The following is a 23,351-nucleotide window of genomic DNA, read 5'->3' on the forward strand; positions in this document are numbered from 1 at the left end:
GTTATCCCCCACGACTGGGCACGTTCCGATGCATTACTCACCCGTTCGCCACTCGTCAGCACCTTGCGGCCTGTTACCGTTCGACTTGCATGTGTAAAGCATGCCGCCAGCGTTCAATCTGAGCCAGGATCAAACTCTTTAGTTCGATCTTGAATTACTCATAAAAACGGAATTGAAGTGAACTTCACTTCTATTCTCATGAGCGTTTAAAGTCTTGCGACTTGAACTCTTTCGAGTCCTGTTTCGCAATCGCCTTCAAACGCCCACGCTTATCGGCTGTATGTTTTTAATGATCCTCAAGAAACCCAAGCATCGCTTGCTTTCTTGTTTGCTTTGCTGCGATCAGCGAAGCCTTGCAGTATACACCAGTTTTTGAGCTTGTGTAAAAAAAATGAAAGAGGCACTGTCAAGGCAACGGGCTATTCCTCGAGCTGTGCCCACCATCCGCTGCGCGTGGATGCACCGAGCATCCGTGCCAAGCCGGCTAATCGCGGTATCCACATGACGCTGCACACGTTTAAGTAAGGTCTGCAAAGCCCCGGCGCCCATGGCCCGATGTGAGACATTGACGGCATGAAGCAACTGAGCCTGGGCGAGAACGGATTCGAGCGCTTGGGCCTTGAAGACGCGCGAGCGCGAGTTCCTAGACGAGATGAACCTGGTGGTGCCCTGGGCTGCGCTGGTGTCCTTGATCTCGCCACATGCGCCTGCACCGGGCGCCAAGGGCGGACGCCCGCTGTTTGCCGTCAAGACCATGCTGCGCATCCACTTCGTCCAACAGTGGTTCAACCTCTCGGACCCGGCTATGGAAGAGGCGCTGTACGACATGGCGCTGTTCCGTGAGTTTGCGGGCCTGGATACCGGTGAACACAACCTGCCTGTTGATTCATCAGCACAACTGAGCCAGTGATCACGTCGAATACTGAGCCACTGGTTTGATGGATATTCTGGCTACTCGGTTGTGGATAAGTCTATCGGGTCTGCTGTTTTTCGGTCTCCTTTCTGAGCTTTGCTGCGTGGCTTTGATGGTGCCGCGCCAGCGGCACTGGAATGCTTGAATCGCCAGCTCTCGTTGCCCGTCTCTACGATGTGGCAGTGGTGCGTGAGGCGGTCGAGCAAAGCCGTGGTCATCTTGGCGTCGCCGAAGACGCTGCTCCATTCGGAGAAGGTGAGGTTGGTGGTGATCACCACGCTCGTTCGCTCGTAGAGTTTGGACAGCAGGTGGAACAGCATCGCGCCGCCCGACTGCGTGAACGGCAGGTAGCCCAGTTCATCCAGGATCACCAGATCGACGTACATCAACCGGTGTGCCAACTGCCCGGACTTGTTCTGCGCCTTCTCCAGTTCCAGGGCGTTGACCAGCTCCACCGTGGAGAAGAAGCGCACCCGCTTGCCATGCTGGCGGATGGCCTCGATTCCCAGGCTGGTGGCCAGGTGGGTCTTGCCTGTGCCGGGGCCACCGACCAGCACCACGTTGTGGGCCGAGTCCACGAAGCCAAGGGTGTGCAGCTGGCGCACCAAGGCTTCATCAATGGGCGTGTGGGCGAAGTCGAAGCCGGCGAGATCGCAATGCGACGGGAACCGCGCCACGCGCATCTGGTAAGCCATGGAGCGCACCTCGCGCTGCGCGGTCTCTGCCTTGATGAGCTGGTGCAGCACGGCCTCGTGATCCAGCGACTTCATGCGCGCAGTGCCCAGCACCTCCGGCCAGGCACTGGCCATGCCGTGCAAGCCCAGCGCCTTGAAGGCATCCATGAGGTCATGCATGGTCGGACTCCGGTGAGGCCTCTTGAGGCTGGGCGTTGCGCAGCGTGTCGTAGCGCTGCAGGTTGGCCAGTGGCGGTGTGTTGAGCGCGAGCAGTGTGGCCACCGGCGGCTCGGGCATGCGCTGCTCCTGCAGGCGCGAGAGCAGGTTGAGCACGTGCTCGGCACTCACCCGCCCCGACTGCAGCGCCAGCTCCACGGCCACCAGCACGGCTTCGAGCCCATGCAGGCTCACGCCCATGAGCACCTGCGCCATCACCCTGTCGCCACCGCTGTGGCGCAGCAACTGGCGCTGCAACTCCTGCAGGGGTTCGGGCATGGTCTTGAAGGGCGCGCCGTTGCGCAGCGCGCCGGGCTTGCGCTCGATCAGCGCGATGTAGTGCATCCAGTCGTAGAGCGTCTGGTCCCGCTCGAAGCTGCGCTGCAGGCGCACCTGTCGCCCATCGGGACCGACCACCAGCAGGCCATCTGCGTAGGCCCGCAGACTGACCACCGCGTGGATCCATTCGCATGGCACGCTGTAGCGGTTGCGCTGGAAGTGGATCAGCGAAGTGGCAGAGACCCGCACCGGCTGCTCCACATAGCCATCAAACGCCCGGGGGTTGGGCATGAGGCGTGCACGTTCGTCCTGCCAGACGTCGGCCACCGTGAGGTGCCCCCACTCTGGGTGACTCATCTCGCCCCAGGCCTCCACACAGGCTTGCTCCAGCCAGTCGTTGAGCTCGTCAAGCGATCCCCAGCGGCACTCACTGGCCTCGCGCCAGATGTCCTTGCGCCGGTCCTGAACGTTCTTCTCGACGACTCCCTTCTCCCAGCCGGCGGCCCGGTTGCAGAACTCCGGCTCGAACAGGTAGTGCCCGGTCATGGCCTCGAAGCGCGCATTGACGCTGCGCTGCTTACCCTGACCGACCTTGTCGACCGCGGTCTTCATGTTGTCGTAGATGCCCCGCCGTGGCACGCCACCGAAGAGAGCGAACGCCCGCGCATGTGCATCGAACAGCATCTCGTGCGCCTGACTGTAGTACGCCACCAGACAGAAGGCGCGACTGGCCGCCAGCTTGGTGTGTGCCACCTCCAGGCGTAAGCGTCCGGCAAACCCAGGCCTACCGAGGCCGGTGATCAGGCGTCGGCGGGTTTCCAGCGGTGTGGCAGGAGCTCGACGATGCGGCTGGCCTTGTGCGTGGGCAGTCGCGTGAGCACGTCCTTGAGGTAGGCATACGGGTCGTGCCCGTTCATACGGGCCGACTGGATCAGGCTCATGACGGCGGCCGCTCGCTGGCCCGCACGCAGGCTGCCGGCAAACAGCCAGTTGTTACGACCGATGGCAATGGGCCGGATCTGGTTCTCGATCCAGTTGTTGTCGACCGGCAGTTGTCCGTCATCCACGAATCGGGTCAGCGCATCCCAGCGCCGAAGGCTGTAGTCCAGCGCCTTGGCGGTTGCTGATCCGTCGGGCACCTGGCGCCGTTGCAGCGTCATCCACTCGTTAAGAGCGTCCAGGATCGGCCGGGTCTGCTGCTGCCGAACGGCTTGCCGTTGCTCGGTGTCCAGCTCTTTGACGTCCCGCTCGATCTCATAGACCCGGGCGAACTGCTGCAGGGCGAACTCGGCGATCTGGCTCTGGTTGGCCGCGTGCAGGTCGAAGAACTTGCGCCGGGCATGGGCCAGACAGCCAACCTCGGTCACGCCGCTGGCGATCAAGGCCTTGTATCCGCTGAAGTCGTCGCAGGTCAGGCTGCCCTTCCAGGCCTTGACGGTGCCGTGGCCCAGGAAGCGCCGGGCGTGCTCGCCCGAGCGCGACTCGCAGAAGTCGTAGACCACAGCCTTGATGCTCTCGAAGGCCCCCGGCGCATAGGCCCAGAGGTAGGCGCGGTGCGTCTTGCCATCGCCGGGCTTGAGCATGGCCACCGGCGTCTCATCGGCGTGTAGCACCCGGTGGCTGAGGATCTCGGTCTTCAGGGCATCGACCAGCGGCTGCAGCCGCACCCCGCAGGTGCCCACCCACTGCGCCAGGGTCGAGCGAGGGATGGCCAGGCCAGCGCGGCCGAAGATCGCCTCCTGCCGGTACAGCGGCAGGTGATCGGCGTACTTGCCCACCAGCACCTGGGCCAGCAGGCCGGTGGTGGGGATGCCTTTGTCGATGACGTGCGCCTCGACCGGCGCTTGTTGAATGGTCTCGCACCGGGCGCAGGCCCACTTGCCGCGGATGTGGCGCTCGACACTGAAGACGCCGGGCACATAGTCCAGCTTCTCGGCCACGTCCTCCCCGATGCGTTTCATCTGGCAGCCACACGAGCAGGTGGTGGACGTGGGTTCGTGGCGGATCTCGCGGCGTGGCAGGTGCGCTGGCAAGGGCAGCCGCTTGGCTTGTTTCTTCTCGGGGGTGGTCGGCGTTTGCGCCTGCGACAGCACGTCGATCTCGCTGGCCACGGCCGCCAGGTCCGCTTCGATCTCGTCGTCGAGCAGGCTCTTCTGCTCAGGGCTGAAGCGCTCTGATTGGGCGGCGAACTTCATGCGATTCAAGAGCGCGTTCTCGTGCGTGAGCTTGTCGATGAGGGTCTGCTTGAAGGCAAGCTCCTGGTCCTTGGCAGCAGCGGCTTGCAGCATGGACAGCAGCGCCGAGCGCAATTGCTCGGGACTCAGACCATCCAGGGATTGCGGCTCTACGACCATGGGCATGACTGTGCCAGCGCCGGTAACGCCACGCCATTGGCACATGCACCGATTGGCAGGCCGCATGTCAGCGATCAGATTCAGAGCACGGTGATGAGGCCACCATCGCCCAGGCGCTGCCAGGGCAGGCCCAGCACCAGAGCGTCGAACTGCGAGCGGCTGAGCGTGGTGGTCAACGCACCGTCACGCGGCCAGACGAACTTGCCGCTGTTCAGGCGCCGCGCCGCCAGCCACACCCCAATGCCGTCGTGTACCAACACCTTCATCCGGTTGGCTCTCCGGTTGGCAAACAGGTAGGCGTGATGCGGGCGCGCAGCACCGAAGACCGCCACCACGCGGGCCAGGGCCGATTCCGTTCCGGCGCGCATGTCCAGCGGCTCGGTTGCCAGCCACAGGGCGTCAATACGGATCATCGCAGCAACTCACGCAGTGCCTGGGCGCATTGAGCAGCCGCCGTCACCGGCCAGTTAATCGTGATGGTGGTACCGGCACGCTGCAGCTCGATACGAATAAACTCGCCCTCCGCGCCCGAGGCAGCCCCTGCCGTCTGAGCAACGCGAACATCGCTGACGCCCGTCGGAACAGGTAGGGCAACAAAGGCCGGCGGTTGCTGCTGGACGTGTGTTCCCGTCAAGCGATCTTCGCGTAACCAGCGGTGCACCATGTTCGGGTGCAGGCCGTGACTCAAGGCTACACCCGCCACAGATGCACCAGGCCCACGGGTTCGAGTCAGTACCAGCGCCTTGAAATCAGCGCTGTACTCGCGCCGCAGTCGGCGCTGTCCATCGATCAATCGTTCCATCGTCCCCACGATCTCCTTCGTGGGGACGATCGTCGATTACCGTCATCGACTCAAGATGGGTTCACCGGACGCATACCTCCAGGCGGCGGCGCAGCCCACCGATGAACAGGTACTCGCCGCTACAGTCGAACTGGAATGCCTCGCCCAACTCGAAGCTCAGCGGCACAAACCCCGCGCCGCGTGACGCGTTGCCTTGCTCTTGCTGCCAGCGCTGGGCAAAGGCGTACACCGGTCCCCGACTGCCGCTGTAGCCCTGCGCCCGCAGCGCTTCAAACATCGCCTTGATCCCGCGCCGATCGCGTTTGCTGCGATGGCTATCGGCCTTGAGCCATTGGCTCAACTGATCCTTGTACGGGTCCAGGATGCTGGGGCCCGACACCCGTTGCGGGTATCGGGGCTCGACCATCTGTCCGTCCTTGAGCCACTTGGTGGCTGTATTGCGCGAGATGCCCAGCCTGCGGCTGGCCTCGCGCACCGACACGTCCTGCCTCAGCACGAGGCGGCGCAACTTGCTCAATGTGCTCACGTTGATCACTCCTGCTCCCCCGTGCTGAAAAACTCAGCACGATAGAGCGGCAACGTGGCTCAGATTTCAACGTGAACGCGTCCCGAAATGGCCCAGCTCTGGAAATGAATCAACATTCATACAAGGAGAGCAGCTTCCTTAGGTAGTGTCCTGTGGAGATGTCTCCGCCAAAACTGAAGCCACCTCTCCCCGTGAACTCATCTTGCAGTTCATCTGTGCTGCTGATTTGTCGCAAGAGTTCTGCGGTGAAGTCGTACCAGCGCCTGGCCTCATCGTTCTCATTGATCGACGCATTGGGAACCGCCCTGCCGCGCTCCAACTGCAGCTTGATCCGCTCCTTCGCCTCCGTGAGCGGAACAATCAATCGAGTCCGCTCTTGCGTTCTTTCGTCTTGCTTGCTGCGAGCCATGTGTCAAGTTGGATGAAAACGGGGGAGCTGCATGCTAAGGCATCTCACTGTTCGATCCCATGGCTACCGGCCCCAATGACTGCATGACGACGGACAGCGTGCGTTCGGCTAGCGGAGACGAGGGGCAGCAACCGCTGCGAACCGGACCACCCTACCCCACTCAACGACCTCTGGTCACCCCTACCTGCCATGGTCTGGGGAGATCAAAAGTCAGCACTGATTGAATTGACCTGAAGCTTTGCCAAAAGCCTCACTGCCAAAAAGCTGCGTTAGAGAATGGCCCGCAGCAAAGGCCAGAAAAGCTGCAGCGAGAGAAGCCACAGAGAATCGGCCACCGGCCGCAACCCCGCGAAAACACTGGGCCCAGAAAGACAAAAGGCCCCCACTTTCGTGGGAGCCTTGTCTTACTGGCGGTGGACGCAGTCCGCAGCGAACCTGTATCGCCCCTGCAGTCGTGTCAGCCGCTCTTTCTCTTGCTCAGAAATTTGGTGTGTGAACGCTGGGCCTTGCTGGCCAACACCCCATTAAAGAATAAATACGCGCGCGCGAAAAAGGGATTCCGCCTTCGGACCCTGCAAGCCCCCCACCCTCCTGCCCGACCTGCCCGACCCGCCCGGCCCTGCCTCCGTCGGCTTGGAGCTCATGGCCGCCGGCCGCCCACCAACTCCCGGGCCTTGCGAAGCTGCGCGTTCTCCATGGCCGCTTCAAGTGTTGCGATGTCGGTGTTCGTCATGCGCACCGGATACTGCTCGGCCTTCGCCTTCCACCGGCTGATGACCTCGACCATCCTCTTGAGGAGCGTGCGCGCCTCGTCGTGGGGTATATCGAATGCCGCCGAACGCCTGAGCAGCTGATCCACATCCCATCGCAGGCCCGGCCCCGGGATGTGGGACTGGGCCGGTTGGCATTCGGGCTCCATGGCGGGGCGCAGTGCGGTGGCGGGTGCCAGCTCCCAGCGAGCAAGGGACCGGTACACGAAGCCGAACTTTCGCAGCGACACACGGGCGTTGATCAGCTGCATGGACATCAGGCGGAGCCACAACTGTCGTGCGTCTGCCTTGAAATTTTTGCTGCATGCCCTCATGACCGCCAGCAGATCCAGCCAGTCCGGTTCTTCGCCCTCTTCCGCGAGCAACAGGCTTCGGGCGGACAGGTAGGGCTTTCGACCGCCATCCACGTCCCGATCCGATCGCTGGGTGATCAGCACCGTTGCGTTGCACAGGTTCTTCAGCGCCATGTCCACCACCCGGATGCCCACTTCCCGGGCCAGCTGAGCGATGAGGCCGAGCAGGCCGCTTTGGCGTCTGGAAAGGGCGCGGTGACCCCCTGGCTCAGGAATCTGAATCGGTTGCGGTGCTGGGCATGGCCAGACGGCGCAGGGTGGTGGCGCAGCGGTCCTCAATGAGCTTGCCAATCTGCGCAATGACGGCGTGCTGGTGGCCCTGCCCGGCCAGTTGGGCCTGGGTCTGGTGGGCACGTTCGGGCAGGCGCTCGGCGGCGCGCTTGAGGGCCTTTTTCACCTGGGCGGGTGACAGCCCGGCTTCGCTGGCGAACTGCGCCCAATGTCGGGGGTAGAGGTCGGTAAAACGGTACTTGCTGCCGATCTTCATGGCCATGCGATCGGACAGATCAGGGTAGGCTGCGGTGCAGAGCGCGTCGTACATAGGAGCCAGCACTGCGCCAAGTGGGGTGTAGAGCAGTGAGAAGTTCTTGGCGTGGGCGTCGTGGTTGCCGATGAGGGCGTTGAACAGCACGAAGTCCAGCAGCTTGATGAGCTGGGGCGCGCTGGGGCGGGTGGCGCTGCGCACCAGGGCGAAGGCCTGGGTCAAGTCGGGGCCACCCTCGTTCTGGTATTTCAGCTCGGGCGGCACGCCCAGGGCCTGGCAGAAGTCTTCCTGGTGCAGGCGTTGTGTGGCTGCTGGCGTTTGCTGGGCGTTGGACGGCTGGACGGCCAGACGGTCGTAGCGTTGAACGAGCAGAAATGGCTGGTCCTGCACGCGGCGGATCTCGGTGGGCGCGGCATCGAGCCCGATGGCCCGCGCGAGCGCCATGCAAAAGCCCTCGTTGTAGACGCTGCCCTCGATGCCCTGAATGGTCGGCTTGAGGATGTGGGTGCTGGGAGAACCGAACAAGGGCAGGCCGATGCGGTCGCCCTGCACCACCACGGGCAGCTTGTCTTGCGCACCCGCCAGCGACAGGCGCAGGTCGCCGTCGCCCGCCAGCATGGGCCTGCGCGGCATGTCGCCCAGCAGCTTGAGCAGGTCGGCATCGTCCAGCCAACGCACAGCGTTGGGAACCGCAGCGTCGACGGGCGCCTGCCCGGGCTCCAGCAGGGTGACAGCGCCCGCACATTCACCGCCGATGCCGTCGAGCAGGGCAAAGTCATTCTGACGGGAGACGCCCAGTGCCTGCGCCACGAGCCGGCGCTTGTCGCCCTCGGGCAGCAGGCCTGCGAAGAAAGGGCGCGTGGCGCGGTCGTCGAATTCGTCCGCCTGCAGCGGCAGCGATTGGGACAGGGGCGTGGCGTGGCCGCTGGCCAGCCATTCGGGCCGGTAGCGGAACGCGAGGCGGCCTTCGGACTGTGTGAGGGTGCCGATGAGGGTGCCCGGGTGAGCGCCTGTCAGCCAGACATCGAGTTGACGGACCATGTCAGACCCCCTCGCTCGGGGTGGGCAGGCCATCGACCTGCAGTTCGCCTCCCAGGGCTTGCAGCACGCGCAGCACGCTTTCGAGCCGCACGGTGGGTTTGCCGGCTTCCAGCTCGACGATGAAGCGCACGCCAACCCCGGCCGTCAGGGCGAGCTGGGGCTGGGTGAGCTGCAGCTGTTTGCGCGCGCGGCGCACGGCCTGGCCGAGAGAGGTGGGAGAGTCGATGCGGGCGGCCATAGAAATTTCCTGATCGGGGCATTATGTATGGACTTAGCGCGCTTAGCAAGAAAGTACCCCGATAGGGAAATTTCTGAACAAATCAACGCCGAGCCTGACCAGATGCACCGATCGGTAAACGCAGCAGCGCTGAGGGCAATCACTGCGTGGAATACGCACGTTCAAATCTGAGCGCATACACGCCAGCCTTTCAAGAAACACACGCGCGCACGAAAAAGGAGCTTCGCCCTCGGACCCTGCAAGCCCCCCTTCATCTGGCCTGCTGGATCCCGCCCTCATTGGTGCACCGCTCCTGCCCGGCGACTGCCCACCAACTCCCGGGCCTTCCGAAGCTGCGCGTTCTCCATGGCCGCTTCAAGTGATGCCAGGTCGGTGGTCGTCATGCGCACGGGGTATTGCACGGCAGCGACCTTCCACCGGCTGATGACCTCGACCATCCTCTGGAGGAGCGTGCGTGCCTCGTCGCGGGGTATCTCGAATGCCGCCGAATGCCTGAGCAGATGATCCACATCCCATCGCAGGCCCAACCCTGGGGCGCCGGATATGACCGGTTGGTGGTCGGGCTCCATGCCGGGTCGCAGTGCGGTGGCGGGTGCCAGCCGCCAGCGACCTAGGGCGCTGTACACAAAGCCGAACTTTCCCAGCGACACACGGGTGTTGATCAGCCGCATGAACACCAGGCGCAGCCACAGCTGGCGGGCGTCTGCCCCAAAATCTTTGCTGCATGCCCGCATGGCCTTCAGCAGATCCAGCCAGGTGATTTCTTCGCCCTCTTCCGCAAGCAACAGGCTCCTGGCAGACAGGTAGGGCAGCCGCCTCCCATCCGCGTCCCGATCCAATCGCTGGGTGATCAGCACCGTCGCGTTGCACAGGTTTTTCAGCGCCATGTCCACCACCCGGATACCCACTTCCCGGGCCAGCTGTCCGAGGAGCATTTCCGCCCTGGCCACCGGATAGCGATCGGCCACGCTGGGCAGCCGGGCCACCGCCAGCGTTCCCCTATCCTGCTTCTCTGCGTCCTGAACAAAGCAGACCTTGGGACGGGAACCGCCCAGAGCGGTGGCACTGGAGAGCAGTAGCCGGGTCTGGCGCTCGTCGGCGTCCCCGCGCTCGAAGGCCGCAGTTGCCCTGGCCATGGTGTCCAGGTCTGCGGCGAACGGCAGGTCGAAGCGCCTGCCGGACACAGTCAGTGCCGGGTTCCTGGGCCGGATCCGCAGTGCACCGAGCCGGCAGAGCTCGTGGGTCGCGCACAGGGACACCAGGGCCCGGGACTCCAGACCTGCGAGGGGATGGGTGGTGAGGGTGGCCTCACCCAGGGATCGTTCCAGGATGCCTTGTGCAAACCCGTCTGGTTGCGTGTCCGCCAAGGCCGCAAAGAAGGGGCTTCACTGACCCAGGGGACGGGTTCTCCACTGGCCGTGGTGGTGGCAGCGCAGATCGGGTGACGGGCTGAAGAGCAGTTCGCGGCCCAGCCACCGCCGATCGAAGGAGAACTCAGAACACTCGGTGGGTCCGTCCTGGATATGGTGCAGCACGCCCAGAGGCTGCTCGGACTTCCCCATGGTGATGTCGAGGATCTCGTCCCTGCGCGGACCGTAAGCGCTCGGTGGTGGCATCAGGGCTGTGGTGTTCATTCGGCGACCTCATCCGATGGGCAGCCCCGGATGCGCTCGGGCAAGGCGGCGTCCTGCATCAGCAGGCCGATGGTGTCTTGTGGGGTGTCGAGCAGGGCATTGAACTGGTCAAGCGATCCAAGAGCGGACATCACGCCGAGCAGGTGCTGGATGGCCACACCCGCATCGCCCGCCTCCAGACGCCGCACCGTGCTGACCGAGGCACCGATCTGCTCGGCCATCGCCCGCTGGCTCCAGTGGCGCCGCCGTCGGGCCAGTGAGATGTTGGAGCCCAGGCGCTTGAGCGCGCGTTCATGGGAAGGGGAAAGGGAGTTTTTCATGGCAGGTCCTCAGTAATGGAACTGCCTTGATTCGACTGTCACGACACCCTGCAAGAGGCGGCCGTTGGATTTTTGCCAACGAGCGAAGGATCAGATCAGAGCGCTCAAGCCTGACAAGTGCTCGTATTTGAACGATCTGTGGTGGACCTGTCCCAACCGGTCTGAGGCCTGTTGGTCATCACGGCGCCTTGCTCCAGTCCGGGGCCCTGCCCGGGTCAACACATACATGCGTGCAGATCTGAGCGCTTACAGCGCATAGACATCCAGATTCGAACAACCGACCTGAGGCTTATCCCCACCGGAGCTGGAGAAGCCTGTGGATATCTCGTGGACGGATGTGCTGCACCCGCGTCTTTACTGGCGGTGCGGCCCGTTGCCATAAATACAGGCGGCAAGAGTCACCAGATCGTCCCTGTGAGATAAGAGCACCGATCCGGACGCCAGAAAAGCGCCGCTTGCGGCAGCGCTGTGCACCAGCACCAACTCCACCAAATGTGCAAGCTGTCACTTGATAGGAAGTCCAACCAGCCGTTCCAACTCCGCCCGGGTCAAGCCGTCCACCGCATCGATCAGCCAAAGGCCATCTGGCCTGCATTCCAATGTGGCGAGGTCGGTGTAGATGCGCTTGACGCAGGCCACACCAGTGAGCGGGTAGCTGCATCGCTCGACCACTTTGCTCTGCCCTTGCTTGTTAAGCAGATCCATCATCACCCAGGTCTGGCGCGCACCTACCGCCAGGTCCATGGCGCCGCCAACGGCCGGTATGGCGTCGGGCTCCCCCGTGCTCCAGTTGGCGAGATCGCCCATGGCGGACACCTGGAATGCACCGAGAACACAAATGTCGATGTGGCCGCCGCGCATCATGCTGAAGCTGTCGGCATGATGAAAGAAGCAACCACCGGGAAGCAGGGTCACTGGCTGCTTGCCCGCGTTGATCAGATCAAAGTCTTCGGTGCCCTCAGACGGCGCAGGCCCCATGCCCAGAATGCCGTTTTCGCTGTGCAGCACCACCTCGACGCCGCTTGGCAGATGGTTGGCCACCAGGGTGGGCATGCCGATGCCGAGGTTTACATAGGCGCCGTTGTGGATGTCGCGGGCGACGCGTTGGGCCAGCGCGCTTCTGGAGAGGGGGGTGTACGTCATTGCGGGTCCTTTCAGGGCGTTGCCTTGAAGCCGCCTGCGCGGGTCGCGCTGCGAGCAACGCACACCACCCGGTCCACGTGAATGCCTGGTGTCACCACCGATTCAGGGTCCAGCCCACCGAGCTCGACGAGTTCGTGCACAGAAGCCACCGTGGTTCGGGCCGCCATGGCCATTACCGGTCCGAAATTGCGCGCGGCCTTGCGGTACGTGAGGTTGCCCCAGCGGTCGCCACGCTCGGCCTTGATGAGAGCCACGTCGCCATGCAGGGGCGACTCGAGCACATGGCCCTTGCCATTCACGACACGGGTTTCTTTGCCGGCGGCCAGTTCGGTGCCGTAGCCGGTGGGTGTGAAGAAGCCGCCGATGCCCGCACCAGCCGCTCGCAGGCGTTCGGCCAGAGTGCCCTGGGGAACCAGTTCCAGTTCAATTTTCCCGGCCCGGTACAGCCTGTCGAAGTGCCAGGAATCCGCCTGCCTGGGGAAGCTGCAGATGATCTTCCGCACACGGCCTTGTGCAAGCAGCAAGGCCAGGCCCTCGTCTCCGCTGCCGGCGTTGTTGGAAACCACAGTGAGATCACGGGCCCCCTGTTCGAGCAGCGCGTCGATGAGCTCGGTGGGTTGTCCGGCGGTGCCAAACCCGCCTATCAGAATGGTGGCGCCGTCGGCCACGCCCTCGAGCGCTGCACAAGCGGATGCCACGGTCTTGTCAATCATGTCTCTGCTCTCAGAAGGGTTCTCATATCACGTCAAGGAGGACGCGGTGGTTAATACGATCTTGCCGATGTGGTGGCCCTCTTCCATCGCTCGGTGGGCCTCTTGCGCTTGCCCCAGCGCAAAGGTTTGAGAGATCACGGGGCGGACTCCCCGGCTCGAGATCAGGGGCCACAAGACCACCCCCAGGCGCTCGGCGATGGCCGTCTTCTCTGCATCCGGCAAAGGCCGCAGAAGCGAACCTGTCACCACCGCCTCCTTGGCCATCAGCGCACGCAAGGGGACCTGCAAGGCCGCGTCTTCTCCTGGCGACAGGTGAACGATGCGACCCCGTCGGGCCAGGGCCTTCACATTGGCAGCCGAGTACTTGCCGCCCGACATGTCCAGAATCACGTCCACCCCCCGGCCTGCGGTGTGCACCAAGACCGCATCAGCAAAATCCTCATGGCGGTAGTCCATCGCCAGGGTCGCACCCAGGCGCCGCGCGGCAGCCACTTTTTCCCCGGAACCACAGGTGACGAACACGGGGTGACCGAGTGCGGACAGGATCTGAATGGCCAGTGTGCCCACGCCGCTGGTGCCCCCGTGGATCAGGATCGATTCACCCGCCGCGAGACGCGCCACAACAAAGAAGTTGTGCCACACCGTGAATGCCGCCTCAGGCAGCGCCGCAGCCTCTGTCCAGCTCAGACCCTCGGGCACCATCAGCACATGGGTCGCCGGTGCCGTCGCAAACTGCGCGTAGCCGCCGCCATCGGTCAGCGCGCAGACCCGTTGCCCCAGCCATTCGGGCGCCACGCCATGCCCCACCGCAACCACGAGCCCGGCGACCTCCAGTCCCGGAACATCGCTGTGTTCAGGGCTCGGGCCGCGCCGACGCTGGTTGCAATCGTGCCTGTTCACGCCCGCGGCCTGAACAGCGATCAGTACCTCGCCATGTTTCGGATGCGGCGTGGGAGCGCTGAACTGGGAGAGCACATCGGGCCCACCGGGCGCAGTGATCCTGATCACCGCTTGCAGGGTTGGTATGTCAATGCCCATGGGTCAGCCTGGAACAGGAGATTGCTGGCGGGTGGATTGCAGCAGGCGCAGCTTCCAGCCCGCGCCATCGCCCATGTCGCGCACCCATATCTCGCTCACCCACGAGCGAACGGTCACGGGTTGTTCCTCAGGGTTGCGTTGCAGACGCATCTCCAGCTCACCCACCACCAGCGCACAGTCGCTCATCACCTGCACACTCGGGTTGAGCAGGTCGATCGCCAGAAAGCGCGGACCGGTCCGCAGGTAAGCCAGGAGCTGCGCTTTGTCGTGCCGCAGTCCCGTGGCGTGCACGTAGACCAGATCCTCGGCCAGCCAATCCGCCAGCCGGTCCAGATCGCCCGCCATCACCTCGTCGGCACGGGCCCGTTCACATGCCAGCAGCGTGTTCATGCCGCATGCTCCCCGGCCACATAACGTTGCACCAAGGACTTGATGTCAGCGGCCTTCGTCGCGACCGCGGCGATGTGCCGGTCAGGTCGCAACAACAGGGCGACACACCCCAGGTCGTTCAGCCACTGCCTGACAGCCGCATCCCTGGCTTCCCGCACCACCAACTGCTCATGGCTCGAAACCGCGCACGCACCCAACGCGTCAGGTGCGACAACCAGTGCAAACCGGTCACCCAGGCCATCGTCAAAGCGATCTCCGTCGTCCAGCAGCGGCTGCGGCGCCACGCGTCCGGCCACGTCTCCGCCTGCATGCCAGCCCGGGCCCAGTGCCGGCTGGGGAGTCCTGAACACCTCGGGGTTGGCGGACATGCGGGCATCGCGCTCGCGTGCGACGGCTTCGTCGGTGGTCTGGATGACCCCGCCCAATCGCACAGCGGTTTTGATGAACTCGCGCACATGGGGCGATCGTTCGCTTTCATAGGTGTCCAGCAAGCTGGGCGGGAATCGGCCTTTCACTACGGCCACCAGCTTCCAAGCCAGGTTGAAGGCATCGCGGATGCCGGCGCACATGCCCTGCCCCATGAAGGGAGGAGTCTGGTGCGCCGCGTCACCGGCGATCAACATCCGGTCGCGGCGCCATCCACGCGCAACGACCGAATGGAAGGTATACACAGCCGGTCGTTCAATCACGCCGTCGTCCGGGGTGATCCAGCGCGCCAGCAAGGCCCAGACCGACTCCGGGCGGACGATCGAAACCGGGTCGTCGCCGGGCATGAGCATCAGCTCCCAGCGGCGTCGGTTGCCCACGCCACGAACGTACGTGGAAGGGCGAGCCGGATCGCAATACTGGATGCTGTGGTCCCCCAGGTCGGGCCGATCGCGGCGGAGCAACACGTCCAGCACCAGCCAGCGCTCGTGCGAGTTCATGTCGTCGAGTTCGGTGCCCATGAAGCGGCGCACCAGGGACCGTGCACCATCGCAACCCACGACATAGCGGGCTCGAGCGGTCATCAGCCGTCCGCTGGCCATATCCTCCACCCGAAGCTCAACGCGATCGTCCCTTGGTTCGACCGAAAAGACGTCGTGTCTGAGGCGAACCTGAACCGTCTTGTGATCAAGCAGCCGCTTCCGCAAGGTTTCTTCAAGCTGGGGCTGGTGAAAGCGGTAGCTCGGATGCCAGCCCTGCGGTCCGAGCTCCCTGGAGCGGCTGTAGTCGATCAGAACGCGACCTGCGGCATCCACGAATTTCATGCCCGGCGATACCAGCAGGTGCGGGTAGAGCATGTCGACGATGCCCATTGACTGAAAGACCCGCATGCATTCACCATCGAAGTGGATGGCGCGGGGCAGGCGGTAGATGTCGCCTTCCTTTTCGATCACCAGGACCTTGAGACCCTGCTGACCCAGCAGATTGGCCAGGGATGCACCACAAGGTCCAAGGCCGATGATCGCAACGTCGTGCAACGTGTCTTCGTCGAAGGCAGTGTCGTTTTTCATTGTTGATTTCAACCTTTCAGAACCTGCGGCAACCAGAGCGACAGCGCGGGAAACATCAGCAGCACGGACAGGCGCAGGATGTTGGAGACCAGGTAAGGCGTCACCCCCCGGTAGATGGCTGTGAGCGGGATCGTGGGGGCAATGCCCTTGACCACAAAGACGTTCATGCCCAGAGGCGGGGTCAGCATGCCGATCTCGATGATCACGACGTTGATGACGCCCCACCAGATCGGGTCAAAGCCCCAACTGATGATCAATGGCAGAACAAAAGGCATGGAGATCACCATGGCCGCGACCTCGTCGAACACAGCGCCGGCCAAGATGAACATCACCATCAGCGCCAGCACCGCCGCCCACACCGGAATGCCCGACGCCTGCACGGCTTCCACCATGGCCTGGGGTGCCTGGGTCACCGCCGCAAAGTAGCCGAACAGCGACGCACCGATGATGAGCACATAGATCATTCCGCTGGTGCCTGCCGTGCCCATGAGTGCCTGCCGCAGCGTTTTCCGGGTGAGCGCGCGACGCCAGACGGCGAAGCCAAACGCCAGCACCGCGCCCACCGCGGCGCTCTCGGTGGCGGTGAACACCCCCGCGGCCATGCCACCGATCACGGTGGCCGCCAGGAACACCACCGGGCAGCTCATGCGTGCGGCCTGCCAGCGCTCTGCCGCCGTTGCACGCGGGCCGATGGGGGCGTCCTGTGGGCGCAGCCGTGTGTGGACCGCGATGGCACACAGGTGGAACACCAACGCGATCAGCGCCGGGACGAGTGCGGCGATGTACAGGGTGATGATCAGTTCCTGTGCCAGCACCGCGTAGATCACCATGATGGAGGACGGCGGTATCAGAATGCCCAATGTGCCCCCGGAGGCCACCGTGCCTGCAGCAAAACCCGGGCTGTACCCGCGCGAGATCATGGACGGCAGTGAAGCCTTGCCGAAGGTGGCCGCCGTCGCAACCGAGCTGCCGCACACGGCGCCGAAGCCGGCACAGCCACCGACGGTGGCCATGGCGAGGCCGCCGCGTCGATGCCCCACCAGGGCATAGGCCAGGCGGTACAGGTCCTCGGGCAGTCCCGCCACGCTGGCGAACGACCCCATCAACACAAACAGCGGAATCGTTGCCAGCTCCAGCGAAGCCAGGTTGTTGGTGGTCTCCGATGCGATCATGGCCAGCGCGGGGTCGAAACCGGCGAGCAGGCCGAAGCCCACCACGCCCGCAGCGCCCATGGCCACGCCAACCGGTACGTGCAGCGCCACCAGACCGAAGGTCGCGAACAGCCCCAGCAAGGTCAGGACGACAGGATCATTCATTGCTGTTGTCCTCCGGCATGCGCTTCCACACCGTGAGCGCGGCGCCCGAGGCGGCCAGAACGATGAACAGCGCCACCGCTGACCACCAGAGCCAGACCGGCCACCTGAGCACGGGTATGAGCTGTTGGGTTTCGTGCATTTCCATGGCGAAGCGCACGTATTGCCAGGCCATCAAAGCGAAGAAGGCTGCCGTCACCACCGCGGCAAAGCGGTCCAGCGCGGTCTTGAAGCCACTGCCCAGGCTGCGGCCCAGAATGTCGACCGAGATGTTGGTGCGCGACACCAGCACATGAGGGAAGCAGGCCGCCAGAAGCACTGCACCGGTCAGCGAGGCGATGTCCACGAAACCGCGGATGGGGCTGGCGAACACGAACCGCAGCAGCACGTCCACCGCCGTGCCTGCGGCGAGCAGCAGCAGGCCACCGACCGCCGCGAGGGCGAGCCCTGCCGCCGCGCGTTCCACACGCGCGGACCAGATGCTGTCGCTCATGTCAGGCGCCGGCGCGGATGCGCTTGAGGTGTTCGGCAAAGGCCGCGTGGATGCGCTGATTGCGTGGCTTGGCCGTGCGCCAGCTTTCGTTCACCGGGTCGATGACCTTGCGCCATTCCGCGACCTCCGCCTCGCTCGGCGTGGTCACCGTGTTCCTGCCAGAGGCGGAAACACGCGCCCTGACTTCCTTTTCCTGGCGATCAAAGGCCTGACCCAGCTTGCGGGCCAGCGCCTCGCCACTGGCCCCTTCAAGGGCCGAGCGGGCTTCGGGCGGCAGCGCATCGAAGCGGTCCTGGCGCATCACGATGCCCACCGCCACCGCACCCAGCGGCAGATCCAGATGCTGCGAACTGACTTCGTTGACCTTGAAGTCACCGACGAAGCCCCAGTTGTTGAGCGTCATGTCCACCACGCCGCGCGACAGCGATTCAGCGATCTGGCCGCCACCGACCTGCACCGGGGCCCCGCCCAGCGCTTCGATCACGCGGGTGAGGTGGTCACCGGATGCGCGGACCCGCTTGCCCTTGAGATCTGCCGGCAGTCGCACCGGCTTGTTGGCGTGGATGACCACCGGCGGCGTGGCCCCCACCGCGAGCATTTTCAAACCTTCGAACCCGACCAGCGTACCCTCGGCATAGAGCCGATGCAGCGCGACGCTGGCTTCGGTGGCGTTGCTGGTCACGAAGGGCAGACCCACGATCTCGGTGTCGTCGAATCGGCCTGGCGTGTAGGGCAACACCACCCACCCCACGTCCGCCACGCCGTCGGTGACCAGCTTGAGTTGCTGCAAAGGGTTTCGCCCCAGCGTACCGCCGGCGAACATGTCGATCTGCAAGGACCCTTTGGACGCTGCCGTGGCTTCTTTCGCCAGAGGCGTCAGCACGTTGGCCGTGATGTTCGCCATGGGGGGCTCGAAACTGCTGAACTTGAGTTTCACTGGATCGGCGGAGCGCGCGATCGTGGGGGCCAGGCACAGGGTCGCCATGGTGGCGACTGCGCGACGACGAGTCAGATAGGAAGTGGGCATTTTCTTTGTCTCCTGGGTGGTTGGGGTGTCGGTGTCGGTTTCGTCAGCCAGCGCGGGCCAGCAGCCCCCGCTCGCGTTCCCAGACGACAGGCAGCGCAACGTCATCTGCGGGGAACTCACCAGGTGCGACGCCGGGGTTGCGGCGCAGCGACATGGTGTGAGGCCGCGGGTCCCATTGCACGTCTCGGCCCAGGTAGCGGATCGACAGACCGATGCGCCACTGTGTCTGCGACGCATTGCCGGCGGCGCCGTGCACGGTCATCGGGTGGTGGCACAGCACGTCGCCCGGCTGCATGTCCCAGCAGGAAATCTGCGCCTCCGGGTGGCTGCCATCGCCATAGTCGGGACAGACCTCCATCGACTCGTCCATGAAACGGGGGTCGAAGTCGGGCGTGACCGCACGGAACATCTTGTTCCACCGATGCGAGCCCACGACGTACTGCACACCACTGGTCTGCCTCGAGACCGGCGCCAGCGCGATCCACAGGGAGATCAGGTCGTTGCCGCGGAAGGGCCAGAACGGCAAGTCGTTGTGCCAGGGTGTCGGGGCCGCTGTACCAGGGGACTTGATGAAGAGCTGGTCGTAGAAGAAGCGCACGCTGTCGGACCGCATCAGACGCGCGGCTACCTCGGGCGCTGGCGATGCATCCCGCAGAAGGGCAAAACGCGGGTCCAGGTCCGACTGATAGACGCTCGAATAGAAGCGCCCCTCGCCTGCACCGAGCTGGGGTTCTCGCACACGGCCTTGTCCGCTGTCCATGGCCTGCAACGCCGCTTCGCGAAGCATCTCGCACCAGGAAGCATCGAAGACCTGGCGCAGGCAGACCACGCCATCGCGCTCATAGGCCGCGACGTCTTCGTCCGTCACGGTCCGCAGGGCATGCAGGTGCAAGTCAGGCACAGGTGTGGAGGTGGTGTCAATGACGGGATGAGACATGAAGAACTTTCCGAAGTACTTGCGGGGTCAACGCCCTGCCTGTGGAACAACCATGCAGACAGCCGTGGCGCTGGCCACGGCGATGTCGCCCTGGACCAGCTCCGCGCCCGCATGCGCGACGGTGCGTCCTTTGCGCACCAGATGCGCCCTTCCCTGGATCGGGCCGACCTGCGCCGCCTTCAGGAAGGACACGTTCAGACTCAGTGAGGCCACACGCTCACCCGCCTGCAACGTGGCATCGACCACGCTGGCCGTGAGCGCATCCAGCATGGCGGCCAACATGCCGCCCTGGACATGCCCCGCCGGGTTGGCGAAGCTGGCATCAGCCTCGAAATCCGCATCCAGTTCGCCACGTTCCAGGTCGATGCGAACGATGCGCTGTTTCAACAACAGCGACACCGGCGGCGGTGGCAGCTCGCCCCGGTGCATGCGCCAGAACCAGCCGCCTGAAAATTCGTGCATCGAAGGAACTTCAGACATCGTCGGCCACGGGGTTGCGCAACACGCCGATGCGGTCCACCTCGATCTCGACCACATCACCGGCCTTCATCCACACGGGTGGCGTGCGCCTGGCCCCCACGCCACCCGGTGTGCCCGTGACGATCACATCGCCTGGTTCCAGCGGCGCGATGGTGGACACATAGGCAATCTGCCGCGCGATGCTGTGAATCATCATGTCGGTGGTCGCGCGCTGCAGCTCCTCGCCATTGAGCCGCGTAGTCAGCGTCATCAGGGAGCCGAAGGGGATCTCGTCGGACGTCACCATCCAGGGCCCGAAGCCACCGGTGCGCCAGAAGTTCTTGCCCGGTGCCCATTGCTGGGTGTGACGCTGCCAGTCGCGCACGCTTCCGTCGTTGTAGCAAGCGTAGCCAGCGACATGCCGGCCTGCATCGGCCTCGGCGATGCGGCGGCCTGGGCGGCCAATGACCACTGCGATTTCCGCTTCGTAGTCGAACTGAGTGGACTCGCGTGGCCGGAGCATGGCCTGCCCGTGGCCCACCTGGGAATCGGCCACACGCAGGAAGAACGTCGGCTGTTCAGTGATCTCGCGGTTGGTCTCGCGCACATGTTCGCCGTAGTTGAGGCCGCAGCACCAGATCTTTCCCGGGTTGGGGATCACGGGCAGCAGATCGACGTCCGCCAAGCCAAAACCCGCCACTCCCTGTGCGACCACCGCGGCGGCCTCAGTCAGGGCATCTGCGGTCAGCAAGGCCTTGAGATCGGTGTAGCGGGAGCCCAATACAGCGCCCAGATCCACCACCCCTTTTTCAGTGACCGCGCCGTAACTCTGCTGACCATTCCTTGAAAAGCTCACCAGTTTCATGTTGTCTCCTGTCCTCTTATGAAAGTTGCAAAATCTCGAATAGCGAGATTTAATCACTTTTCAGTTTTGACCGTCAACACTCGTCTTGTGAGGGAAAACCATGAGCAGACCCGGCTTCCGCTTCAGTCACTTCGGCATGTTCGTGACCAACATCGCCCGGCTCGAAGACTTCTACACACGCATCCTCGAATTCACCGTGACAGACCGCGGCGAACTGCCCGGCCCCAATGGGCCGATGGAGCTGGTGTTCCTCAGCCGAGATCCGGACGAGCACCATCAGATCGTGCTCATCAGCGGTCGTCCGGCCGACATGGGGTTCAATCCCATCAACCAGATCTCGCTCAAGGCCGACAGCCTGGCCACCCTGCGCGCCATGCTCCAGACCCTTCAGCGCGAAGGCGCTTCCGATGTCACGCCGGTCACGCACGGCAACGCCGTTTCCATCTATGTGCGAGACCCTGAAGGCAACCGCCTGGAGCTCTACATCGACCTCCCGTGGTACGTCTCTCAGCCGATGCGCGTGCCAGTCGATCTGTCGGGCGACGAAGGCGCGCTCATGCAACGCCTGGAAGCGCATGCAAGGTCGTTGCCGGGTTTCAAGCCGCGCGCCGAATGGCGGGCGGAGATGGCCAGGCGCATGGGTGTGGAGTGAGCGCGCCCTAGAATCCGGATACCCCATCTTCGGTCAGCCGCGCATGAGCAGTTCTTCCAATGTGTTTGCCATCCTCGGGTTGTTCACACAGGAGCGCCCGGTATGGCAACCCGACGAAATCAATGCGGCGCTGGGGTACACGCGTCCCACCGGCTACCGCTATGTGAAGGAGCTGGTCGAAGCCGGCATGCTTCAGAAAGTTTCGGCTGGGCACTACGCCCTAGGCGGACGGATCATTGAGCTCGACTACCAGCTGAGGCAAAGCGATCCGGTCCTGCTGGCCGCGGCCCCGGCGATGATGACCGCTGCGAAGCGCAGCGGGTACGACCTGGTGCTCAGTGTTCTCTATGCCGGACCGCGGGTGATCGACATTCACCGCGCGAACGGAACGGAGAATCTGGTGCTGACCTATGGGCGTGGCAGGCCCCGCCCCATGTTCCGCTCTGGTGCGCCCAAGGTACTGCTGGCTTGGCTGGAACGGGCGCAGTTGGTCAAGATCTACGCCCAGCATTCGCAAGAGATTGCTGCCAACGGCATGGGCCAGGATTGGGCCGAGTTCCGCACCTTTCTGAAAAACATCCGTCGCCAGGGCTACTACCGGTCGCTGGGTGAGTTGCAGCCTGGGGTTGGCGCGATGGCCGTGCCTGTGCTCAATGCCGATGGCGACTGTGTGGGTGCACTTGCCATCGTGGGTTCGGGTCCACGAATTGCAGAGGAAAGCGACGCCAAGCTGTTCAGATGGCTCAAAGCAGCGACCGACGATATTCAGGTGCGGCTCAAGGCATCCTGAAGTACCCTCAATTTCCCTAGCCTGTCAGAAACAGAGCTTGTGAGACGTCACCGTTAGCACCCGTCACATCTAGGCTGCGCTCACGAAGTGGCCAGGATCAAGTTGATCCTCCCCCTCCCACCGATAGGCCACCAGCGGCCCTCCCTTGCCGGCGCTGTAGTCCACGCATGCAAAGTGGCTGCCCTGCAACACCGGGTCTCCCTGCATCCAGTAGTGGCCGTAGAACACAGGCTTGCTTTTGTCGTAGACAGGCTTGGCCTTCGCGCTCAGCGGCAGGTCCGGCAACTTCTGTCGCTCAGGCTCCGGCATGATCGCCAGATCACGGTAGGTGTCGCTGCCCTCTTCCCACCAACGGATGCGGACGTTGCGCCGCTCGTGGCCGTCTTTGTCGTGGAAGAAGTGCCCATCAGGCAGTGGCACTTCGATGCCCTTGGTCAGCGCTTCCACGGCAGAGAACACAGGATCATCCTCCCGACTCGCCCTGACTATCAATTCCGGCGTCAGAGTGCGACCAGGCCCCAGCAGTGGCGCCAGCGAGGACATCAGCCCGTCGTGCCAGCAGGCGTGCACCACTCGTAGTTCAGGCAGCTCCAGCCAAAGGGGCAAGGTCAGAAACCAGTCAATCAGCTCCTGATGCATGGGAGTGCCCTCCACTTCGGCCAGGAAGGCCTGGTGCTGGTGGCGGTTCTTAATTCCCTTCTCGCCGTGGCGCGGCCGCAGATAGTGCTCTGCGCTTTCGCCCTCCGGATCCTGCATGAACCACGCCACCGCGTTGAACTCGTGGTTGCCCATCACCGCCTGCGCGCTGCCAGCGTCCACCATTTCGCGCACCAGTCGGCAGCTGTCCACCTGGCGCGGGCCTCGGTCGATGAAGTCGCCCACAAAGATGGCCGTTCTCGACGGATGGCGGTAAGCACCTGCCTTGCGCTGGTAGCCCATGGTCTCGAGCAGCGCCTCCAGCTTGTCCGCCTGCCCATGAATATCTCCCACGATGTCATACGCCATATCGTCAACCCTTAGT

The 23,351-nt window shown here is 63.8% G+C and carries 25 protein-coding genes, 1 rRNA gene and 3 pseudogenes (1 of these 29 only partly in view); 3 read left to right on the plus strand and 26 right to left on the minus strand.

Annotated features, from left to right (window positions below):
- A 16S ribosomal RNA gene (locus tag HPF_RS15625) occupies window positions 1–145 on the minus strand; it reaches 1,384 nt to the left of the window's first position.
- Between the two features lie 428 nt (window positions 146–573).
- Between HPF_RS15625 and HPF_RS15630 the strand changes: the two are divergent.
- Window positions 574–892, plus strand: a pseudogene (locus tag HPF_RS15630) (transposase); the annotation flags it as partial.
- A 59-nt stretch (window positions 893–951) separates the two neighbouring features.
- Here the strand turns inward: HPF_RS15630 and istB are convergent.
- The 24 genes and pseudogenes from istB to HPF_RS15750 form a co-directional block, all read right to left on the minus strand.
- Window positions 952–1,767, minus strand: coding sequence for an IS21-like element helper ATPase IstB (istB, locus tag HPF_RS15635; protein WP_133157104.1), 816 nt, complete (start codon window positions 1,765–1,767; stop codon window positions 952–954).
- A pseudogene (istA, locus tag HPF_RS15640) lies at window positions 1,760–2,851 on the minus strand (IS21 family transposase); the annotation flags it as partial. The gene istB and the pseudogene istA, both read right to left, overlap by 8 nt.
- A 32-nt stretch (window positions 2,852–2,883) precedes the next feature.
- A complete protein-coding gene (tnpC, locus tag HPF_RS15645) occupies window positions 2,884–4,443 on the minus strand; it encodes an IS66 family transposase (RefSeq protein WP_424955179.1) in 1,560 nt (519 codons plus the stop codon).
- A gap of 74 nt (window positions 4,444–4,517) precedes the next feature.
- On the minus strand, window positions 4,518–4,850 hold the full coding sequence (tnpB, locus tag HPF_RS15650) for an IS66 family insertion sequence element accessory protein TnpB (protein WP_133157105.1): 333 nt from the start codon (window positions 4,848–4,850) through the stop codon (window positions 4,518–4,520).
- Complete coding sequence (gene tnpA, locus HPF_RS15655; RefSeq protein ID WP_079365167.1) at window positions 4,847–5,239, minus strand: IS66-like element accessory protein TnpA; 393 nt, start codon at window positions 5,237–5,239, stop codon at window positions 4,847–4,849. Before tnpA ends, tnpB begins: the two co-directional genes overlap by 4 nt.
- 76 nt (window positions 5,240–5,315) lie before the next feature.
- Window positions 5,316–5,765 (minus strand): annotated as a pseudogene (locus HPF_RS15660) (IS21 family transposase); the annotation flags it as partial.
- 109 nt (window positions 5,766–5,874) lie between these two features.
- Entirely contained in the window at window positions 5,875–6,174 is a 300-nt protein-coding gene (locus tag HPF_RS15665; protein ID WP_079365169.1) for a hypothetical protein, read from the minus strand.
- A gap of 640 nt (window positions 6,175–6,814) precedes the next feature.
- Window positions 6,815–7,597, minus strand: a complete 783-nt coding sequence (locus HPF_RS15670) for a HipA domain-containing protein (RefSeq protein ID WP_279512591.1) — start codon at window positions 7,595–7,597, stop codon at window positions 6,815–6,817.
- Window positions 7,506–8,822: a type II toxin-antitoxin system HipA family toxin gene (locus tag HPF_RS15675; protein WP_133157107.1), complete on the minus strand. Its 1,317-nt coding sequence runs from the start codon at window positions 8,820–8,822 to the stop codon at window positions 7,506–7,508. Before HPF_RS15675 ends, HPF_RS15670 begins: the two co-directional genes overlap by 92 nt.
- Before the next feature lies 1 nt (window position 8,823).
- Entirely contained in the window at window positions 8,824–9,060 is a 237-nt protein-coding gene (locus HPF_RS15680) for a helix-turn-helix transcriptional regulator (protein WP_133157108.1), read from the minus strand.
- A gap of 275 nt (window positions 9,061–9,335) precedes the next feature.
- Window positions 9,336–10,427 (minus strand): HipA domain-containing protein, encoded by a 1,092-nt coding sequence (locus HPF_RS15685; RefSeq protein ID WP_133157109.1) that lies wholly within the window; start codon window positions 10,425–10,427, stop codon window positions 9,336–9,338.
- An 18-nt stretch (window positions 10,428–10,445) separates the two neighbouring features.
- On the minus strand, window positions 10,446–10,694 hold the full coding sequence (locus HPF_RS15690; protein ID WP_133157110.1) for a hypothetical protein: 249 nt from the start codon (window positions 10,692–10,694) through the stop codon (window positions 10,446–10,448).
- Window positions 10,691–11,014 carry a helix-turn-helix domain-containing protein gene (locus HPF_RS15695; RefSeq protein WP_133157111.1) on the minus strand — a complete coding sequence of 108 codons (324 nt, stop codon included), beginning with the start codon at window positions 11,012–11,014 and terminating at the stop codon, window positions 10,691–10,693. Before HPF_RS15695 ends, HPF_RS15690 begins: the two co-directional genes overlap by 4 nt.
- Before the next feature lie 504 nt (window positions 11,015–11,518).
- Window positions 11,519–12,157 carry a 3-oxoacid CoA-transferase subunit B gene (locus HPF_RS15700; protein WP_133157112.1) on the minus strand — a complete coding sequence of 213 codons (639 nt, stop codon included), beginning with the start codon at window positions 12,155–12,157 and terminating at the stop codon, window positions 11,519–11,521.
- Between the two features lie 11 nt (window positions 12,158–12,168).
- Window positions 12,169–12,870, minus strand: coding sequence for a 3-oxoacid CoA-transferase subunit A (locus HPF_RS15705; protein WP_133157113.1), 702 nt, complete (start codon window positions 12,868–12,870; stop codon window positions 12,169–12,171).
- A 27-nt stretch (window positions 12,871–12,897) separates the two neighbouring features.
- Window positions 12,898–13,908, minus strand: coding sequence for an NAD(P)H-quinone oxidoreductase (locus HPF_RS15710; RefSeq protein ID WP_133157114.1), 1,011 nt, complete (start codon window positions 13,906–13,908; stop codon window positions 12,898–12,900).
- A 3-nt stretch (window positions 13,909–13,911) separates the two neighbouring features.
- The gene (locus HPF_RS15715) at window positions 13,912–14,298 is read right to left on the minus strand and encodes a nuclear transport factor 2 family protein (protein WP_133157115.1); all 387 of its coding nucleotides are present in this window, start codon (window positions 14,296–14,298) and stop codon (window positions 13,912–13,914) included.
- Window positions 14,295–15,794 (minus strand): bifunctional 3-(3-hydroxy-phenyl)propionate/3-hydroxycinnamic acid hydroxylase MhpA, encoded by a 1,500-nt coding sequence (gene mhpA, locus HPF_RS15720; RefSeq protein ID WP_207959173.1) that lies wholly within the window; start codon window positions 15,792–15,794, stop codon window positions 14,295–14,297. The genes HPF_RS15715 and mhpA overlap by 4 nt, the downstream gene beginning before the upstream one ends.
- An 8-nt stretch (window positions 15,795–15,802) precedes the next feature.
- Window positions 15,803–17,110, minus strand: a complete 1,308-nt coding sequence (locus HPF_RS15725; protein WP_133157116.1) for a TRAP transporter large permease — start codon at window positions 17,108–17,110, stop codon at window positions 15,803–15,805.
- Window positions 17,103–17,600: a TRAP transporter small permease gene (locus HPF_RS15730; RefSeq protein WP_133157117.1), complete on the minus strand. Its 498-nt coding sequence runs from the start codon at window positions 17,598–17,600 to the stop codon at window positions 17,103–17,105. Before HPF_RS15730 ends, HPF_RS15725 begins: the two co-directional genes overlap by 8 nt.
- 1 nt (window position 17,601) lies before the next feature.
- Window positions 17,602–18,627, minus strand: coding sequence for a TRAP transporter substrate-binding protein (locus HPF_RS15735; protein WP_165961719.1), 1,026 nt, complete (start codon window positions 18,625–18,627; stop codon window positions 17,602–17,604).
- A gap of 43 nt (window positions 18,628–18,670) precedes the next feature.
- Complete coding sequence (locus HPF_RS15740; RefSeq protein ID WP_133157119.1) at window positions 18,671–19,564, minus strand: phytanoyl-CoA dioxygenase family protein; 894 nt, start codon at window positions 19,562–19,564, stop codon at window positions 18,671–18,673.
- 27 nt (window positions 19,565–19,591) lie between these two features.
- Entirely contained in the window at window positions 19,592–20,026 is a 435-nt protein-coding gene (locus tag HPF_RS15745) for a PaaI family thioesterase (protein WP_133157120.1), read from the minus strand.
- Between the two features lie 10 nt (window positions 20,027–20,036).
- The gene (locus HPF_RS15750; protein WP_133157121.1) at window positions 20,037–20,888 is read right to left on the minus strand and encodes a fumarylacetoacetate hydrolase family protein; all 852 of its coding nucleotides are present in this window, start codon (window positions 20,886–20,888) and stop codon (window positions 20,037–20,039) included.
- A 100-nt stretch (window positions 20,889–20,988) separates the two neighbouring features.
- Here HPF_RS15750 and HPF_RS15755 point away from each other — a divergent pair, with 100 nt between their 5' ends.
- Together HPF_RS15755 and HPF_RS15760 are read left to right on the plus strand one after the other, a co-directional pair.
- Complete coding sequence (locus tag HPF_RS15755) at window positions 20,989–21,540, plus strand: VOC family protein (protein WP_133157122.1); 552 nt, start codon at window positions 20,989–20,991, stop codon at window positions 21,538–21,540.
- A gap of 43 nt (window positions 21,541–21,583) precedes the next feature.
- Complete coding sequence (locus HPF_RS15760; RefSeq protein ID WP_133157123.1) at window positions 21,584–22,330, plus strand: IclR family transcriptional regulator; 747 nt, start codon at window positions 21,584–21,586, stop codon at window positions 22,328–22,330.
- 69 nt (window positions 22,331–22,399) lie between these two features.
- Here the strand turns inward: HPF_RS15760 and HPF_RS15765 are convergent, their stop codons facing one another.
- Window positions 22,400–23,335: a metallophosphoesterase gene (locus HPF_RS15765; protein ID WP_133157124.1), complete on the minus strand. Its 936-nt coding sequence runs from the start codon at window positions 23,333–23,335 to the stop codon at window positions 22,400–22,402.
- Window positions 23,336–23,351: the final 16 nt, after the last annotated feature.

Source organism: Hydrogenophaga pseudoflava (assembly GCF_004353865.1).
Lineage (GTDB): Bacteria > Pseudomonadota > Gammaproteobacteria > Burkholderiales > Burkholderiaceae_C > Hydrogenophaga > Hydrogenophaga pseudoflava.

Excerpts from the sequence above, each read along its gene's own strand:
- HPF_RS15765 (WP_133157124.1), bottom strand. The coding sequence starts at position 23,335 with ATGGCGTATGACATCGTGGGAGATATTCATGGGCAGGCGGACAAGCTG.
- HPF_RS15760 (WP_133157123.1), top strand. The coding sequence starts at position 21,584 with ATGAGCAGTTCTTCCAATGTGTTTGCCATCCTCGGGTTGTTCACACAG.
- HPF_RS15695 (WP_133157111.1), bottom strand. The coding sequence starts at position 11,014 with ATGAAAAACTCCCTTTCCCCTTCCCATGAACGCGCGCTCAAGCGCCTG.
- tnpB (WP_133157105.1), bottom strand. The coding sequence starts at position 4,850 with ATGATCCGTATTGACGCCCTGTGGCTGGCAACCGAGCCGCTGGACATG.
- HPF_RS15735 (WP_165961719.1), bottom strand. The coding sequence starts at position 18,627 with ATGCCCACTTCCTATCTGACTCGTCGTCGCGCAGTCGCCACCATGGCG.
- HPF_RS15700 (WP_133157112.1), bottom strand. The coding sequence starts at position 12,157 with ATGACGTACACCCCCCTCTCCAGAAGCGCGCTGGCCCAACGCGTCGCC.
- HPF_RS15690 (WP_133157110.1), bottom strand. The coding sequence starts at position 10,694 with ATGAACACCACAGCCCTGATGCCACCACCGAGCGCTTACGGTCCGCGC.
- HPF_RS15680 (WP_133157108.1), bottom strand. The coding sequence starts at position 9,060 with ATGGCCGCCCGCATCGACTCTCCCACCTCTCTCGGCCAGGCCGTGCGC.
- istB (WP_133157104.1), bottom strand. The coding sequence starts at position 1,767 with ATGCATGACCTCATGGATGCCTTCAAGGCGCTGGGCTTGCACGGCATG.
- tnpA (WP_079365167.1), bottom strand. The coding sequence starts at position 5,239 with ATGGAACGATTGATCGATGGACAGCGCCGACTGCGGCGCGAGTACAGC.
- HPF_RS15675 (WP_133157107.1), bottom strand. The coding sequence starts at position 8,822 with ATGGTCCGTCAACTCGATGTCTGGCTGACAGGCGCTCACCCGGGCACC.
- HPF_RS15745 (WP_133157120.1), bottom strand. The coding sequence starts at position 20,026 with ATGCACGAATTTTCAGGCGGCTGGTTCTGGCGCATGCACCGGGGCGAG.
- HPF_RS15740 (WP_133157119.1), bottom strand. The coding sequence starts at position 19,564 with ATGTCTCATCCCGTCATTGACACCACCTCCACACCTGTGCCTGACTTG.
- HPF_RS15725 (WP_133157116.1), bottom strand. The coding sequence starts at position 17,110 with ATGAATGATCCTGTCGTCCTGACCTTGCTGGGGCTGTTCGCGACCTTC.
- HPF_RS15755 (WP_133157122.1), top strand. The coding sequence starts at position 20,989 with ATGAGCAGACCCGGCTTCCGCTTCAGTCACTTCGGCATGTTCGTGACC.
- HPF_RS15705 (WP_133157113.1), bottom strand. The coding sequence starts at position 12,870 with ATGATTGACAAGACCGTGGCATCCGCTTGTGCAGCGCTCGAGGGCGTG.
- mhpA (WP_207959173.1), bottom strand. The coding sequence starts at position 15,794 with ATGAAAAACGACACTGCCTTCGACGAAGACACGTTGCACGACGTTGCG.
- HPF_RS15665 (WP_079365169.1), bottom strand. The coding sequence starts at position 6,174 with ATGGCTCGCAGCAAGCAAGACGAAAGAACGCAAGAGCGGACTCGATTG.
- HPF_RS15730 (WP_133157117.1), bottom strand. The coding sequence starts at position 17,600 with ATGAGCGACAGCATCTGGTCCGCGCGTGTGGAACGCGCGGCGGCAGGG.
- HPF_RS15710 (WP_133157114.1), bottom strand. The coding sequence starts at position 13,908 with ATGGGCATTGACATACCAACCCTGCAAGCGGTGATCAGGATCACTGCG.
- HPF_RS15715 (WP_133157115.1), bottom strand. The coding sequence starts at position 14,298 with ATGAACACGCTGCTGGCATGTGAACGGGCCCGTGCCGACGAGGTGATG.
- HPF_RS15750 (WP_133157121.1), bottom strand. The coding sequence starts at position 20,888 with ATGAAACTGGTGAGCTTTTCAAGGAATGGTCAGCAGAGTTACGGCGCG.
- tnpC (WP_424955179.1), bottom strand. The coding sequence starts at position 4,443 with ATGCCCATGGTCGTAGAGCCGCAATCCCTGGATGGTCTGAGTCCCGAG.